The sequence below is a fragment of the Pedobacter anseongensis genome (assembly GCF_037482965.1).
Classification (GTDB): Bacteria; Bacteroidota; Bacteroidia; order Sphingobacteriales; family Sphingobacteriaceae; genus Pedobacter; species Pedobacter anseongensis.
The window spans coordinates 48,347-63,442 of sequence record NZ_JBBHKB010000003.1 but is presented as its reverse complement, the minus strand read 5'-3'; the positions used below and the strand labels follow the sequence as shown (position 1 = coordinate 63,442).

Here is a 15,096-nt window from a genome sequence, read left to right as displayed (position 1 = left end):
GTAGCAAATTAGGTAGCAAATTTGATGTTTTAAAATACATTTTCCATGTTGAAGACCATTAGAAAAATTATTTCAAAATTGACGGCCGTTAAGGAGGAAGCCAATGTTTTACTGGTTGAAGCGTCAAGAGAGTTAAGGCCCGTTGGGCAATTAAAAAACATTCCTGTTGAAGAATGGACTGAAGAAGAGAAGGCAAGCGGAATTGCGCTCGCTAAAATGATGGTTGAATTAAAAAGAGTAGCTCAGTTTGAGTGGCCGCAGCAGATTAAAGACGCTTCAAGTTTATTGCTTCAGCATTATGGTTGGCACGTTAGACTAGATATAGCATTTGGTGATCTTGTTCCCTTCATGCATAAAGGAGACCATGAAGTTGATCGGTACATGATAAATGGTCTTAACTCTTCAATTAAAGAAATTAGCGAACTTGCAGTATTGAGGTTTCCGGAGAGAGCTAAGATGATAAATTTAGCATTTACTGCTCACAATAGAAATGAATACGAACTTTCTGTTCCTGCATTTTTAATTTTATCAGAGGGGATTTTTAGAGAAATGTCGAACGCTGATATTTTCGGTAAAAGCGCCCGGGCTAAAGCTAGAAAAAATGAATTTATTGAGAAATTAAAAAAAGATAATGAAATTATATCATTGTTGCCTTACACCATTGAGGCAGTAATTGACGGAGATATTATAGGGCTTAACTTCTCGAAGCAAGATTATCTTAAATTTCCGAATGTTCTTCACAGGAATTTAATTATTCATGGGGAGTCTAAAGATTATGGAACAAGAACTAATTCATTTAAAGCCATTTCCCAATTTGAATTTGTAATTAGATTTGTATATATGGCATTTACAAAGGGTAAGGTTTCAGATTTGTAGATAAGGTTCGATAATGAGTAAAGTTTATTCCTTTTTACCTCCAAAAATTAATGGTATATTTGTTTAGTCCTTTTGTCGCTATTAGGATAAAATCTAAAAGCTGGGGTAATTATTTGCCGCAGCTTTTTTTAATTTATTTTAATCAAAAACCAAAAGATATGAGTTCCTTAGACAACCTAACGTCAGCGGTTTTATCGAAAATAATTGTATTAAAGCTGCTCTTCATAGTTCTCTTAATACATTTAGCATTATATCTAAATAGGACTTATACTATAAGCTTCCCAAATAATAAGAATGCAGTTGTAAATATCTCTCATGATGAATATATTCAATTTTTGACCACTGGTGAAATGGCGCATAAAATATTTGTGATCAACAATACTAAAGTCACTTACTTTGGATGGATACCCGTGAAAATAAATTATCTGTTTTATATTTTCTATCTTTTCTTAATTACAGCCTTAGTCACGGAGCAGCCTAAAAAAGAAGCTGATTGATAGAAGGCAACCCATTTGCTTCTGAAATAAAAAAAGCCTTCCATTTCTGAAAGACTTTAGCAAACAATTTGTGAACAACCACTCATCATTCAAATGTGGCCGACCAAGGCACATTTGTTTGTTTGCTAAAGTAAAATTAGCCTAATTTTCGTTAGCGCTAAACTGGACTTACAAACAAAGTGTCTATAAGTACAGTGTTCTTCTATAACAGAAAAGAAGCAATAAATAAGGCCAAATTTTCCAAATAAGAAAAGTTTGAAAATATGCGTTTTTAACATAATGGGGTAATATTTTTGCCTGAGCAGTTCGGAACAAATTCGGACTTATAATTCGGACTTAGTTCGGACTTACAAAAATACACACACGTGCAAGAGTTTGGGGATTATCACCCCCGCAGTGTAAACACCACCGGAGGACCCAAAAGTTTTTAGCCTGGTTAAGAAGCCTACTTAACTTCGGTCAGTAGATCCTGAGCTACTAAGGCAATAACTAAGTCGCTTTCCATTGGTAAGGTGTGAACTAATCCACTAGATATACTGTAATCACTACCTAAATGGCTAAATGATAGTGTGCCTTGTCCGTTGTACTTAAATTTTTTCATAATTTTTAAATTAATGATTATATGCTGATAATAAATGTAATCTATTTTCACCTCATATTAGCTTCTATAAGCTGAAATAAAATCTCTACAATGATATTCCTCGATCAGTTGCCATTATATAAACTGTAGTGCTTATCGGCCATAGATTAGTTTATAGCTTACCAAATGATTTAGGTTCGTTACCCAAAAGCATAGATTTTATTGAGCTAGTCAAAGCTTGCCTACTAATGGCGTTGCTATCCACCGTTCTAATTGCAGGTTTTTTAATATTGTCCGGATTATAAGCCTTCATGTTCTTTGGTATCCAATAGTAAAAGTTCTTAACAAATTCATCTGGAGTTTTATTTTTTAGTTCATTAAAACTTCGTTTTTGGCTGTAAAATTTTTCATACAGTTTAAGCAACTGTGCATCACTCATACCGTAATCCTTTTTAGCATTTTCGAATATCAAGTGTTTTTTTAAAAAAGTCACCGCAGCGTTATACTCATCTGTATCTTGAAAATCAATTAATTCAAAATCTTCTTCTACTTCATTTTCTTTTTTAACTATTTTATTATTTAATAGTTTAGTTATGGGTTCACTGTTTGTACTTTGCTTGGATTGTTGGTTGCTTCGGTGCTTGTTCATTTTTGCTTGTTCATTTTTGAACAAGCATAATTTAATCCTACGGGCGTTATGCTGATTTATACTCGCACTAACCAACTCCACAAAACCCCATTTAACAAGATCGTTAAACGCTGCTTTAAAGGTGTTTCTATTTGCAATTCCTAAAACCTCCATAGCGTATTGTATCGGTGCGCCAAACTCAATAATCTTCCAGCCAATTATGTTGTTTGAGTGAACATAAAATAAATATAATGCTGTATGTATGGGTTTTACATCTGCATTTGTTTCAGCGAAATTAAACCAGGCGTTTTGAAAATTATATCCATTTCTTTCTTGAATATTTAAATTGTCCGTGCTCATTTTAACTATTGTTTTGGCGACACATTAAAATAGTAGTGGTAAACCATTCGGCCAGTTGTATTACAAGGTTTAATGGAGGTTATTTTGAGTGTTGAGCCTACATTAGTTAAATTAAACAATGCCCTACACAATGTGGCAATTTCAAATCCGGTTATGTCTGATAATTCCCTACGGGATAAAGGTCTTTCTTCCTGAATTAAGGCTTTGAAAATAGCCCTATTCTCGGTATCTTTGTTATGCTTGCCGGCAGTTAAAGATCTTTGAGGGCTTAAATTTGTATTATGCATTTTTAAGCCCTTTCCTTTTAGAATTTACTTCTAAAGCTTTCACTACTTCATTTAAATCATACCGTATAGATGATCCTAATTGCAGGAAAGGTATTTTACCCTTTTTTCTCCATCTAATAACAGTTTGAATGGTAACACCCAATTGTGTTTTTAGTTCGTCCCCGCTAACAATATAAGGTGCTGCGGCTGTTTCCTTAGCTGGGAGCAATTTAACCGCTTCGGCGAACATTTCACTAAATGCACTCTGCATTTCATCATACGTACTAATTATTTGTATTTGCATAATATGGTGTCTGCATTGTTGCAAACATTACAAACATCAATGCGGTATTATACAGTAATTCGTACAGTAGGATTTTTAAATACGTATTTTAAGTGGTTGTCTATTAGTGATTTATACTAGTCGTTTAAAATATTTTATACAGTAACGTACAGTACCCTTTCTGTAAGGCAATCAAAGTTATTTCAGTACGCCCGAAACTAGGTTCTTAAATCGTAAACTAGGTTTTGCGCTTCGGATTGTTTCGTAGTAATTACCAATGCCTAAGTTGTTTTTTACCAACTTATCAAAGTTTGTAATGTTACTTATTCGTTTAATTTCACCTAAAATATAAACAAACATTACTTTCTTACGAGCATTAAATATCGGATAAACATTTGCCTGGTTATTTGTATCAAAACAATTTATAAAATCAGTAAGTCTATAGTTTTCATTAATAATCTCTTCATTAATGCACATGGTATAAATCGGGGTTAATTTGTTATACTCAAAAAAAAACGACTGAGTGCCATTTAAATCGGTGGTGTTAACAGGTGATTCTATGCTTTGATATAACTCTAATTTTACCCGCTCAAATGCTCCCACTAAAATACCGTATAAATAAGAAATTGTAAGGATCGCAGGTTTAAAAGCTTGATCAGAATAGTCCGCTAATATCTCATCTTCTTCATTTATCAAAGGCGTACCCGCAGCATTTACTAATCTATTTTCTGCATTTAGGAAGTAGCCATGCGGTAAATCTTTTTGGTTAATAAAACCTTCCGTATATTCTTGGAACATTCTTAATATAAGGTTTTGCTCGTTGGTTAGCTTGCAAACCATTTCGTCTAAGAACACTTCTGCTTTATCTTCAAATGGTGTTTTTTTGATAAAGTCCCTTACATCTTCGAAATACGCATTAATAGCTAATAACGAGTTGTTTTTAAATTTATCAAGGTCTATTATTTTCCATTCGGTAGAGGCAATGATAACATCCATTTTGTAAAATGGACACGAAAGATATAACTGATTAATCTTTAAATCAGCTCCTGCTATATCTAGTATGTTCATAGCTAAACAACCTTTAGATTGCTAACTTCTCCCCATGCTTTTCGCATTACTACGGTTTTACGCTTCTCTGTTACCTTAACATACCGTTTGAAGCTGCGGTAGTCGCTATGACCGCTAATCTCCATCACTTCTTCAGCGCTCATGCCTTTCTCCAATGAGAGTGTTACAAACGTTTTACGGCCAGTATGGAAGTGAATTAACTCGTATTTAGGATAAACTACTACATTCCGTTTTTTTCCGTTAAATCTTACTATTTCAATAGGGGAGGTAATACCTGCGAGCTTACATAGATCCTTTATGTTATAGTTTAAATTTTGATTGCTTATAGTTGGCAATGGTTTATGTTGATTTTTGTATTTAGAAAGTATTGCTGCGGATATAGAGTTTAGAGGTATAGTTAACTCGGTCTTAGTTTTCTTGACTGTAAGGGTTATTATATTGTTTTTAATATGCTCCCATTTTAATTGGGCCACGTCTGAATAACGTAATCCGGTTGCGCAACTGAAAACAAATATATCTCTTGCTTTATCTAAGCGATTATTACCTTCTAGATTTAAGTCCAAAATGGAATTTAATTCGGACTGCTCTAAGGCAATAACTTCTAGTTTTTCTTTTTTAATGGTAAAATCCCGATAGCTTTCATTAACCTTTATACCTTGCCTACGTGCATAACTTAAAAATGTTTTTAATGTACTTAACGCCTTTGCTATAGTAGTGTTGTTAAGCATGGGGCTTTCGTTACCTGCTTTATCCGTTTTAACTCTATTGATAAGGAATGTTTGTAATTTATTGAAAAATGAGTAATCGATGGTTTCAAAAGTAACCTTATGTCGAGTGGCTTCCTGATAGGCTTTCAAATGATTTTTAACCGATTTATAAACAGTAAGACTTCCGGCTTCTCGTGTTGCCTCATGATCATTGATGTACTGATCCATAAAGTCAAAGAGATAATTCGATTGCTCCGCTTTTTTAGTAACACCACCATTAGCACCCTTTAAAGTATTAATTACCATTTCAGAAGTAAAGGCAGTTTTATTAATTTGATAAGACTTTTCTATTGTATCAATAGAATTAACCACGCTCAAAAGGCTCTTATTTATTTCGGTAATCTCTAATTCTGTGAATAGATTTATAGGATTAAGCTGTGGGAATAACTTCTTAGCTTCTCTTAACGGAATATAAAATGCAGATTGGTTTTTAACATCCCAATACTCCGGATAAAGCTTAATACCGGTATTGTAGTATTTTCTTTGCTGTGAGATAGAATAAATTAATTCTACTGGGGCTTTGCCGTCTTTTAAAGTTTTATCAATACGCAGGTTAAAACGTACCGTTCCTATTGTTTCAATCATTGTCGCTATAAATTAAAATCTAATCAAATATAGCTTTTTGAATAATAGGTAGCAAATTAGGTAGCAAATTTATTGTTAATAGGATGTAATTGTAGTTACCTCGTTTTAATTTAATTGCTTTTAAATGTATTTGAAACGCATTTTGGTTACGTTTCATAACAACTAGATATAATACATTCAAGTCCCCCACTCTCCGCCAAGAAAATGGTGTCAAAACCAACAAAAAGCCTGCAAATCGTAAGATAGCAGGCTTTTTTGATTCTAGGGCGTCCAAAATATACATCAATTTTCATCCTGTTGGTGATGCCTATAGAATGAGATCATATAAAACGTTTTCCCGAAGATTTTATGTTTCAGCTTAGCGAACAAGAGTGGTCAAACTTGAAATCACAAATTGTGATATCAAGTTGGGGAGGGGCTTGGCAATTACCCTATGCATTTACTGAACAGGGAGTTGCTATGTTAGACTTGGATAATATATTTAATCTACCTTTAGAATCTATAAACAAGTTTAGAGTTTGTTTAATTGACTTTTATGATGAATTTCAGTATTTATTCAACCCTAAAAATAATAGAAGAATAATAGCACAAAAAGGTTTATTCGTTTACAATGAGTATAATTTTCTTCCCAAATTTGTGAATGAAGAATTAATGAGCATTCAAATGAGCAAGTATGGGAATTGCCATTTGCTACCTGTACAAATACTTTGTACTCTACTCATTTTTGTATATCTTAAATCGTTAAATAACAGCTAAGCAATCTTGTAGATACTTAAATTAATGATGACTAAACTAACTCGTGCGATGAAGTGTACACTCACTATTTTCGTTCTTTTAACCAATGTATTGCTATTACAAGCACAAAATGTAGTTAAAACTGAAAGTGACGTTTTAAAATTTAAAGCTGCTGGCTTTGTTCACTACAGCGACTTCGGTGCCAAAGGGGATGGAAAAACAGACGATATAGATGCTATAGTCGCAACCCATGCATTCGCCAACGAACATGGCCTTTCTGTTAAAGCAGATAATGAAGCCACCTATTATATTGGAGGCAAGGAACACACAGCATTTATCCAGACGGATACTGATTTCGGTACAGCTAACTTTATTATTGATGATACCGATGTAGAAAACCGCAATGCGCCTGTTTTTATAGTGAGTTCAACCTTAAAACCATTTAAACTGAATACAATAGCTTCGATTAAGAAAAACCAAGAAAAAATCGACGTGCATTTACCTAGTTCATGCTTAATTACGGTTACAAACTCAAATGTAAAACAATACATCCGCTTCGGATTAAACCAAAATAATGGCTCATCGCAAACGGATATATTTTTGGTAGATAAAAGAGGTAACGTGGATAGCAAGGCACCCATCATCTGGGATTTCGAAAATATCACGGATATGACCGCACTGCCTATTGATGAGAAACTGCTGAAAATATCGGGTGGTATTTTTACAACAATTGCCAACAAAGTTGAATCAAAATATACTTATTTTAACCGTAACATCGCAATCAGAAGATCTAATGTATTGGTTGATGGCTTGCAGCACCTTATCAAAGGTGAAGGCGACCACGGAGCACCTTATGGAGGATTCATTAATATAGGTGAATGCGCTTATGTAATGGTAAAGAATACCATCCTAACCGGGCACCTTACCTATGGTACCATTGGTGCTGCAGGTAAACCTGTTTCAATGGGCACTTATGATCTATCTGTAAATCGTGCACTCAACATCTCTTTCGTAAACTGCAGTCAGACGAATGATATTAATGACACGAAATATTGGGGCATTTTAGGCTCAAACTTTTGTAAAAATCTGCTTTATGAGGGTTGTACACTTTCAAGGTTTGATGCACACCAGGGGGTGGCTAATGCTACCATACGTAATTCAACTCTCGGCCACATGGGAATTAATGCCATTGGAAGTGGACTCTTAACAATCGAAAATTCTACTATTCGTGGACGAAGTTTTGTGAACCTACGCTCCGATTATGGCAGTACTTGGCAAGGAAAATTGGTAATTCGAAATTGTATTTTCGTTCCGGCAGGTGGTAAATCTATTAGCGCTCCTTTAATAGGAGGGGCTAATTCAAGTCAACATAATTTTGGCTATACCTGCTACTTGCCAGAAAAAATTATCATAGAAAATCTCCGAATTGAAGATGCCAATCCTCCAGCTAACTATCAAGGGCCAACCATTTTTGCTAATTTTAATCCCGAAATGAAAGATGACACGTATGAGGAAAGGTTTCCATATGTAAGAAAAAGTAAAGTTAAACTGAAGAATATTACCACTGCCAGTGGAAAAAAGTTAAGAGTGAGTGATAATATTTTTATGTTCAAGGATGTAAAAGTTCATTAAAAGCAACTAAAATGAAAGCAATCTTATTTTTTATACTATTAGCTCTAAATTTACCCTGTGAAGCGCAATCTAGTGTTCGCCAAAAATCGATTTCGCTAAATAATAAAGCAATAAAAGTAAGTCGTGAACTAGGTGATCGCAACAAAAAGTTAAAACAAGCGAACTTAATCCTTGATAGTGCGATAAGAATCGATCCAACAAATTTGATGCCCTACACAAACAAGTTAAACAACCTCATCGCGTTAAAAGAATATGAATCTGCAATTGAGGTAACGAATTCAGCTTTGAAAGTTAAACCGGTTTTAGAGCTATTAACGGCTAAAGGAGCACTACTGCAAAAAACAGGAAACTTAAGCGAAGCACGACAAATGTATAAAAAAGCTTTAAATTTTGGTCAAAATACCTATAAATTAAAACCATCTTCTACTTTGTTGTGTAATCTAGCGGTACTTCATAACCTTCTTGAAGGCAAGAAAAAAACTCTAGAATTTTTGAATTTGGAAAAAGCGAACTTTGCTAACGATCCGAGGGGATTAAAAAATATTGAAGCATTCGAAAAGATTTTGCCGAACCTTACCGTCGATAAAATTTTGGGTATTCAGGCTAATAGCACTTCTCCTCAAATGTTAAGGGCCATGGAATTATAGAAATCAAGTTAAAAATGCGCGAAATACTTACGTTTTCGCGCATTTTTAAAAGGCGCCTAAATTAAACCTCAACCTTCTTCCACTTTCCTTTTTTAAACAAAAAGTAAGCAGCAATTGTAATCCCAACTTCGGCTACCGGAATAGCCCAAAAAACGCCTGTTGGCCCCAAGTCTAAATATTTGGCTAAAAAGTAAGCAAAAGGAATTTGGAATAGCCAAAAAGCTATTACATTAATTTTTGTTGGCGTCCATGTATCCCCAGCACCATTAAACGCACTAATTAATACCATCCCTACACCATACAACACAAAGCCATAGCTTAGTGTACGTAACGCTTCTACTGCTACCACTTTAATTTGTTGGTCGGTAGTAAAGAAAGATGCAAAATACGGTCCGCAAGTTAAAAACAGCACCGTAACGGTAGCCATAAATATGACTGTATATTTCATCGTTACAAATACCGATTTCTCGGCCCTATCGATTTGCTTTGCCCCTAAGTTTTGTCCCACTAGTGTGGCAGCGGCATTACTTAAACCCCAAGCAGGGAGCAAAAAGAACATCATTAAACGTAAAGCCGTTTGATAGCCTGCAGAGCCATGATCGCCCCCTGTAGTAGCTACAAGTTGCGCTAGAAAAATCCAACTGCACGAAGCAATTACAAATTGTAAAATCCCAGGCGCTGCAATTTTAATAATCGCTTTGATTTGTTCCCAATCTGGAGTAAAATAGCTTAACCTAACTTTTAGCGCACCATTGCCTTTTACCAAATGATATACCTGATAGCTCACACCCAAACCGCGACCGATAGTTGTTGCAATAGCAGCGCCTGTTAAGCCAAATGCAGGAATTGGGCCAAGACCCCGAATAAACAGTGGACAAAGAATAATATTTGCAATATTGGCAATCCATAAACTCTTCATGGCAATTGCAGCATTTCCAGCTCCTCTAAAAATTCCATTAATCAAAAATAAAAGCATAATGATCATGCTTCCACCCATCATAATGCGAACAAAATTTGTGCCTTGCACGGCAGTTTCTTCAGTTGCTCCCATCAACAACAAGATATCTTTAGCGTAAAATAATCCGGTTAGGCTGATGATTACGTTTACCAACATCGAAATTACAATGGTTTGCATACCCGCCTTAGCAGCAGCCTCAGGATTTTTTTCGCCGATGCGACGCGCAACTACTGCGGTTGCAGCCATGCTCATTCCAATAGCTAACGAATAAATTATGGTTAAAACCGATTCAGTTAAACCAACGGTTTGGATGGCATTACTGCTATTTGGTAAGTGACCCACAAAGTAGAGGTCTACCAAAGCAAAAACAGATTCCATCATCATTTCCAGCATCATCGGGATAGCAAGGAGTACAATTGCTTTACGAATACTGATAGTGGTATAATCGGTTTCCTCGCCTTTTAAAGCTTGTGAAATTAGTTGTATATAAGTAGAAAGACCACGTTTAGTCTTAAGAGATTGTGACATTTAAAAAAATATAAAATATAAGCCATGAGATGCAATGGAGATGCATCAATTATTTGTTAAAAAGAATTGTCCTTTGTTACTTTTGTACAGGGAGGACTGATAAGGTTATCATGGTCTCAACGATTTTAATGTTTCAAAGGTAGGAGAATTTTTTTAGCTATTATTAACCCTATTTTAACCTAAATTATTCGAAATTCAAGTTTTTAAGTTAATATTGTTATCAAATGAAGGTTTTACAGTTTACAATTCCGGTAGCAGACGACAGAGCAGTTATTGTTCAGGAAGATGTAATGCCTTATTTTTATCCCTATTTACATCGCCATAAAGAAGCGCAATTAATTTGGATAAAAGAGGGGGAGGGTACATTGCTGGTGGATAATCAAATGCACTCATTCCATAAAAACGATATTTTTTTGATAGGGGCAAATCAACCCCATCTATTTAAAAGTAACCCAGAATATTTTGAAGAAAGAAATGGCCTAAAAATCAATGCCTTAATGATATTCTTTAATCCAAATGGCAAGCTACAATCGTTTTTAGAACTTCCAGAAATGCAGCTTATTAAAACGTACTTAAACTTTGCAAAAGGTGGGGTAAAACTTCCATCCGAACAAATGGATTTCGTCATACAAAAAATGCTGAGTGTACAATATGCTAAGAACCAGTATTTAATGATCCATTTTTTGGAGTTATTAGATGCTTTAGCACAATTGCAAAACACCTCCCAAATGTTAGTAGCCAACGGGCCTGCATTTTTTTCTGAGAGTGAGGGGATTAGAATTGGGCACATCTATAATTTTTTAATGCAGCATTACAACAGGAATGTAATGCTCGAAGAAGTTGCCGAAGAAGCCCACATGACACCGCAGGCATTTTGTCGCTATTTTAAGAAACACACCCGTCAAACCTTTGTGTCTTTTTTAAACGAAATTAGGGTGAACGAAGCGTGTAAGAAATTAACCAGTGGTAATTACGAAAACATATCTGTAGTAGCTTATAATTGTGGTTTTAATAGCCTAACCAATTTTAACAGGGTATTTAAGACGGTGATGAAAGTAGCACCAAAAAATTACTTAGAAAGTTATTTTAAAAGTGTAGGTTAATAAAGTATAAGAAAATAAACTAAAATTATATATATCATGAAGAATGTCGCATGGCAGGGAATTTATCCAGCACTTTTAACACCCTTTACAGAAAATGATGAAATAGACTACCCGTTATTTCAGAAAAACTTAGATGTACAAATTGCAGCAGGAGTAGATGGAATTATTATCGGTGGATCATTAGGAGAAGCCAGTACACTAACTAGGGAAGAAAAAAGTGAATTTTTAAGCTATTGTGTAAAAACAGTAAACGGAAAAATCCCAGTCATTATCAACGTTGCCGAACAAAGCACAAAAGTAGCTGTAGAAATGGCAAAGGAAGCCGAAAAATTAGGGGCCGATGGGTTAATGTTATTACCTCCTTTAAAATACAAGGCGGATGATGAAGAGGTAGTTACTTATTTTCAAGCGGTGGCTTCTGCAACAACTCTTCCAATTTTGATTTACAACAACCCTGTGGATTATGGAATTAAAGTAAGTATTGCTATGTTCGAACACTTACTACCCTATAAAAACATCCAAGCCGTAAAAGAAAGCACAAGGGATTTGGCGAACATAACCAATATGATTAATCGATTTGGCGACCGGTTCAAGATTTTAGGCGGTGTAGATACCATTTGCTTAGAAAGTTTGATGCTGGGTGCTAATGGTTTAGTAGCGGGTTTAGTGGATGCCTTTCCGGCAGAAACCGTGGCCATGTACAGATTGGTAAAAGCGAAACGATATGATGAAGCACTTGCTATATATAGGTGGTTTATGCCCTTGTTAGAACTAGATATTCATCCTAAATTAGTGCAGTATATTAAATTGGCTGCTACTGCAACAGGCATAGGCTCTGAATACGTGAGAGCACCTCGTTTAACTATAAAAGGGGAAGAACGTGAAAAAATTCTTAAAATTATCGACGATGGTATTGCTAACCGACCTGCATTGCCTGATTACTTAAATTTGGGCTGATAGCTAAAGATCCATAGTGAATAGCCTGGATTCTTAAAAAATTATCTTTAATCGATAGGCTAGGCAATTAAGCCTTTAGCCATTTGATATCGACCATTTGCCACAAAGCAACCAAAAAATGAACCAACTAAAATACCATTAAATGATAAAAGACTCAACACCGCAAGAAATCGACAAAGTATTAGCAAAAGCGGTCGATGCTTTTCATGCCTATAAAAAATACAGTCTAAAACAACGAGCCAATTTTATGCGCACCATTGCCATGGAAATTGATGCATTGGGCGACGAATTGATAACTACTGCTGCAAGTGAAACCAATTTACCGGTTGCTCGATTAAATGGTGAAAGAGCGAGAACGATATTTCAATTAAATAGTTATGCTGATGCTACTGAGACAGGAAATTGGTTAAATGTAAGTATAGATACCGCCAATGCCGAACGTGTACCACCAAAACCCGACACACGAAAAACGTGTATACCTCTAGGTCCTGTAGTGGTGTTTGGTGCTAGTAATTTCCCATTTGCCTATTCTACAGCCGGAGGCGATACGGCTTGCGCCTTTGGGGCAGGATGCCCTGTAATTGTTAAAGCCCATCCTGCACACTTAAAAACATCGACCTTAATGGCCGCAGCAATTTCTACCGCTGCTAAAAAATGCAACATGCCTGATGGGATTTTTTCACATATTCACGGGTCTAGTTTTAAAACAGGCGAATATTTAGCAAAGCATCCTCACGTAAAGGCAATTGGGTTTACCGGCTCATTTAGCGGCGGAAAAGCACTTTTCGATTGGGCAAATCAGCGTAAGGAACCCATCCCCGTTTTTGCAGAAATGGGTAGCGTTAATCCAGTATTTATTTTGCCAGAAAAATTAGCTGCTGAAAACGAATCATTAGCAAAACAATTAGCTGGATCGATAACCTTAGGGATGGGCCAATTTTGTACCAACCCCGGTTTAATCATAGCTGTGGATAGCGAATCGTTAAATACGTTTATCCATCATTTACAAAAAGAAATAGACGTCTTAGTGCCAGCGGCGATGTTGCACCAAGGCATTGCAGATACCTACCAACAAAAACGAGAAATCGCACTAAAACAGTCTGGGGTAAAAATAATTGCGTCATCTAGCGCTAAACCAACAAACGGCCAAGGCCAAATCACGGTAGCAACTGCTACGGGTAGCACGTTTTTAAAGAATCCAGTTTTACATCAAGAAGTATTCGGTCCTTATTCTTTAGTTATTCAATGCGATAATGAAGAGGAGCTACTAAGCGTAGCAAAAGCACTCGAGGGGCAACTAACCACTACGCTAATGGCATCTGCTAAAGACATAAAATCGCACGAAAACTTGCTTAGCGAACTTCAAGAAAAATGCGGTAGATTGATTTTTAACAATGTGCCAACTGGTGTTGAGGTATGTTTATCAATGCATCATGGCGGACCATTTCCGGCGAGTACCGATAGTCGATTCACTTCAGTAGGTGCCGATGGAATTAAGCGCTTTGCACGACCTTTTTGTTATCAGAATTGCGACGATGAATTTCTTCCAGATGAACTCAAAAACGCCAATCCGCTTCAAGTTCTTAGAACGGTGAATAATGTGTTTACGAAAGATAGCATTATATAAATGAAAAAAACATTTACCTGTATAGACGCACACACGTGTGGTAATCCCGTTCGTGTAGTAGCTGGGGGCGGACCATTATTGAACGGAAATAGTATGATGGAACGCCGCCTGCATTTTTTAGCCGAATACGATTGGATTCGAAAAGGATTGATGTTCGAACCAAGAGGTCATGATATGATGAGCGGGAGCATATTATACCCGCCTATAGATGCCGCCAACGATATTGGTGTGTTGTACATCGAAACAAGTGGCTGCTTACCAATGTGCGGACATGGAACAATCGGAACGGTAACCATTGCCATTGAAGAAGGATTAGTAATTCCTAAAGTTCCTGGGAAATTGAGGTTGGAAACCCCTGCAGGACTAGTGTTAGTAGAATATAAACAAGAGGGCCCAAAGGTAAAATCCGTTAAGCTAATCAATATCAAATCTTTTTTAGCGGCTGAAGGGTTAACGGTAAACTGCCCAGATTTAGGCGAAATTACGGTTGATGTTGCTTATGGTGGTAATTTTTATGCCATTGTAGATCCACAAACTAATTTTAAAGGGTTAGAAAATTATACTGCCGATCAATTAATTAGCTGGAGCAGAACGTGTAGAAAGCTGATGAATGAAAAGTACACCTTTATTCACCCAGAAGATCTAAATATTAATGGGTTAAGCCACTTTTTATGGGCAGGTAAAACGATTTCTCCAGAAGCAACGGCTAGAAATGCTGTTTTTTATGGCGATAAAGCCATAGACCGTTCGCCATGTGGTACGGGTACATCTGCTCGGATGGCACAGTGGCATGCGAAAGGTAAACTAAAAAAAGGCGATCGCTTTGTACATGAAAGTATTATCGGCTCCCAATTTATTGGTACCATAGAGGCAGAAACTGAAATTAATGGGAAACCAGCCATTGTACCGGGTATAGAAGGCTGGGCTATGGTTACAGGCTATAATACCATTTTTATTGATGATAATGACCCTTATGCCCATGGATTTCAAGTAATATAA

The 15,096-nt window shown here is 36.1% G+C and carries 16 protein-coding genes; 9 read left to right on the top strand and 7 right to left on the bottom strand.

Features of this window, described 5'->3' with window-relative positions:
* Window positions 1-45: 45 nt before the first annotated feature.
* Together WG904_RS11130 and WG904_RS11125 are read left to right on the top strand one after the other, a co-directional pair.
* Window positions 46-876 (top strand): hypothetical protein, encoded by an 831-nt coding sequence (locus tag WG904_RS11130; RefSeq protein ID WP_339579391.1) that lies wholly within the window; start codon window positions 46-48, stop codon window positions 874-876.
* A gap of 59 nt (window positions 877-935) precedes the next feature.
* Window positions 936-1,373: a hypothetical protein gene (locus WG904_RS11125; protein WP_339579390.1), complete on the top strand. Its 438-nt coding sequence runs from the start codon at window positions 936-938 to the stop codon at window positions 1,371-1,373.
* A 445-nt stretch (window positions 1,374-1,818) separates the two neighbouring features.
* On the opposite strand, the gene WG904_RS11120 is transcribed toward WG904_RS11125, so the two are convergent.
* From WG904_RS11120 to WG904_RS11095, 6 genes are all read right to left on the bottom strand, one after another.
* Window positions 1,819-1,974 carry a hypothetical protein gene (locus WG904_RS11120; protein ID WP_339579389.1) on the bottom strand — a complete coding sequence of 52 codons (156 nt, stop codon included), beginning with the start codon at window positions 1,972-1,974 and terminating at the stop codon, window positions 1,819-1,821.
* 151 nt (window positions 1,975-2,125) lie between these two features.
* The gene (locus tag WG904_RS11115) at window positions 2,126-2,941 is read right to left on the bottom strand and encodes a hypothetical protein (protein WP_339579388.1); all 816 of its coding nucleotides are present in this window, start codon (window positions 2,939-2,941) and stop codon (window positions 2,126-2,128) included.
* A 5-nt stretch (window positions 2,942-2,946) separates the two neighbouring features.
* On the bottom strand, window positions 2,947-3,228 hold the full coding sequence (locus tag WG904_RS11110; RefSeq protein ID WP_339579387.1) for a hypothetical protein: 282 nt from the start codon (window positions 3,226-3,228) through the stop codon (window positions 2,947-2,949).
* Window positions 3,221-3,511, bottom strand: coding sequence for a helix-turn-helix domain-containing protein (locus WG904_RS11105; RefSeq protein ID WP_339579386.1), 291 nt, complete (start codon window positions 3,509-3,511; stop codon window positions 3,221-3,223). Before WG904_RS11105 ends, WG904_RS11110 begins: the two co-directional genes overlap by 8 nt.
* 177 nt (window positions 3,512-3,688) lie before the next feature.
* Window positions 3,689-4,558: a hypothetical protein gene (locus WG904_RS11100; RefSeq protein ID WP_339579385.1), complete on the bottom strand. Its 870-nt coding sequence runs from the start codon at window positions 4,556-4,558 to the stop codon at window positions 3,689-3,691.
* Between the two features lie 2 nt (window positions 4,559-4,560).
* Window positions 4,561-5,910, bottom strand: a complete 1,350-nt coding sequence (locus WG904_RS11095) for a phage integrase SAM-like domain-containing protein (protein WP_339579384.1) — start codon at window positions 5,908-5,910, stop codon at window positions 4,561-4,563.
* Window positions 5,911-6,234: 324 nt separating this feature from the next.
* On the opposite strand from WG904_RS11095, the gene WG904_RS11090 reads away from it, so the two are divergent.
* From WG904_RS11090 to WG904_RS11080, 3 genes are read left to right on the top strand one after another with little or no spacing between them, the layout of a single operon-like run.
* On the top strand, window positions 6,235-6,666 hold the full coding sequence (locus tag WG904_RS11090; protein ID WP_339579996.1) for an ORF6N domain-containing protein: 432 nt from the start codon (window positions 6,235-6,237) through the stop codon (window positions 6,664-6,666).
* A gap of 24 nt (window positions 6,667-6,690) precedes the next feature.
* The gene (locus WG904_RS11085; RefSeq protein ID WP_339579383.1) at window positions 6,691-8,277 is read left to right on the top strand and encodes a hypothetical protein; all 1,587 of its coding nucleotides are present in this window, start codon (window positions 6,691-6,693) and stop codon (window positions 8,275-8,277) included.
* A gap of 11 nt (window positions 8,278-8,288) precedes the next feature.
* A complete protein-coding gene (locus WG904_RS11080; protein ID WP_339579382.1) occupies window positions 8,289-8,924 on the top strand; it encodes a hypothetical protein in 636 nt (211 codons plus the stop codon).
* A gap of 61 nt (window positions 8,925-8,985) precedes the next feature.
* Here WG904_RS11080 and WG904_RS11075 read toward each other — a convergent pair whose 3' ends face one another.
* Entirely contained in the window at window positions 8,986-10,410 is a 1,425-nt protein-coding gene (locus WG904_RS11075) for an MATE family efflux transporter (RefSeq protein ID WP_339579381.1), read from the bottom strand.
* A gap of 224 nt (window positions 10,411-10,634) precedes the next feature.
* Between WG904_RS11075 and WG904_RS11070 the strand changes: the two genes are divergently transcribed.
* The 4 genes from WG904_RS11070 to WG904_RS11055 all read left to right on the top strand — a co-directional run bounded on the left by WG904_RS11070 (window position 10,635) and on the right by WG904_RS11055 (window position 15,096).
* Window positions 10,635-11,513 carry an AraC family transcriptional regulator gene (locus tag WG904_RS11070; RefSeq protein WP_339579380.1) on the top strand — a complete coding sequence of 293 codons (879 nt, stop codon included), beginning with the start codon at window positions 10,635-10,637 and terminating at the stop codon, window positions 11,511-11,513.
* Window positions 11,514-11,549: 36 nt separating this feature from the next.
* Window positions 11,550-12,470 carry a dihydrodipicolinate synthase family protein gene (locus WG904_RS11065; protein ID WP_339579379.1) on the top strand — a complete coding sequence of 307 codons (921 nt, stop codon included), beginning with the start codon at window positions 11,550-11,552 and terminating at the stop codon, window positions 12,468-12,470.
* A gap of 142 nt (window positions 12,471-12,612) precedes the next feature.
* Window positions 12,613-14,097, top strand: a complete 1,485-nt coding sequence (locus WG904_RS11060) for an aldehyde dehydrogenase (NADP(+)) (RefSeq protein WP_339579378.1) — start codon at window positions 12,613-12,615, stop codon at window positions 14,095-14,097.
* Window positions 14,098-15,096, top strand: coding sequence for a 4-hydroxyproline epimerase (locus WG904_RS11055; RefSeq protein WP_339579377.1), 999 nt, complete (start codon window positions 14,098-14,100; stop codon window positions 15,094-15,096).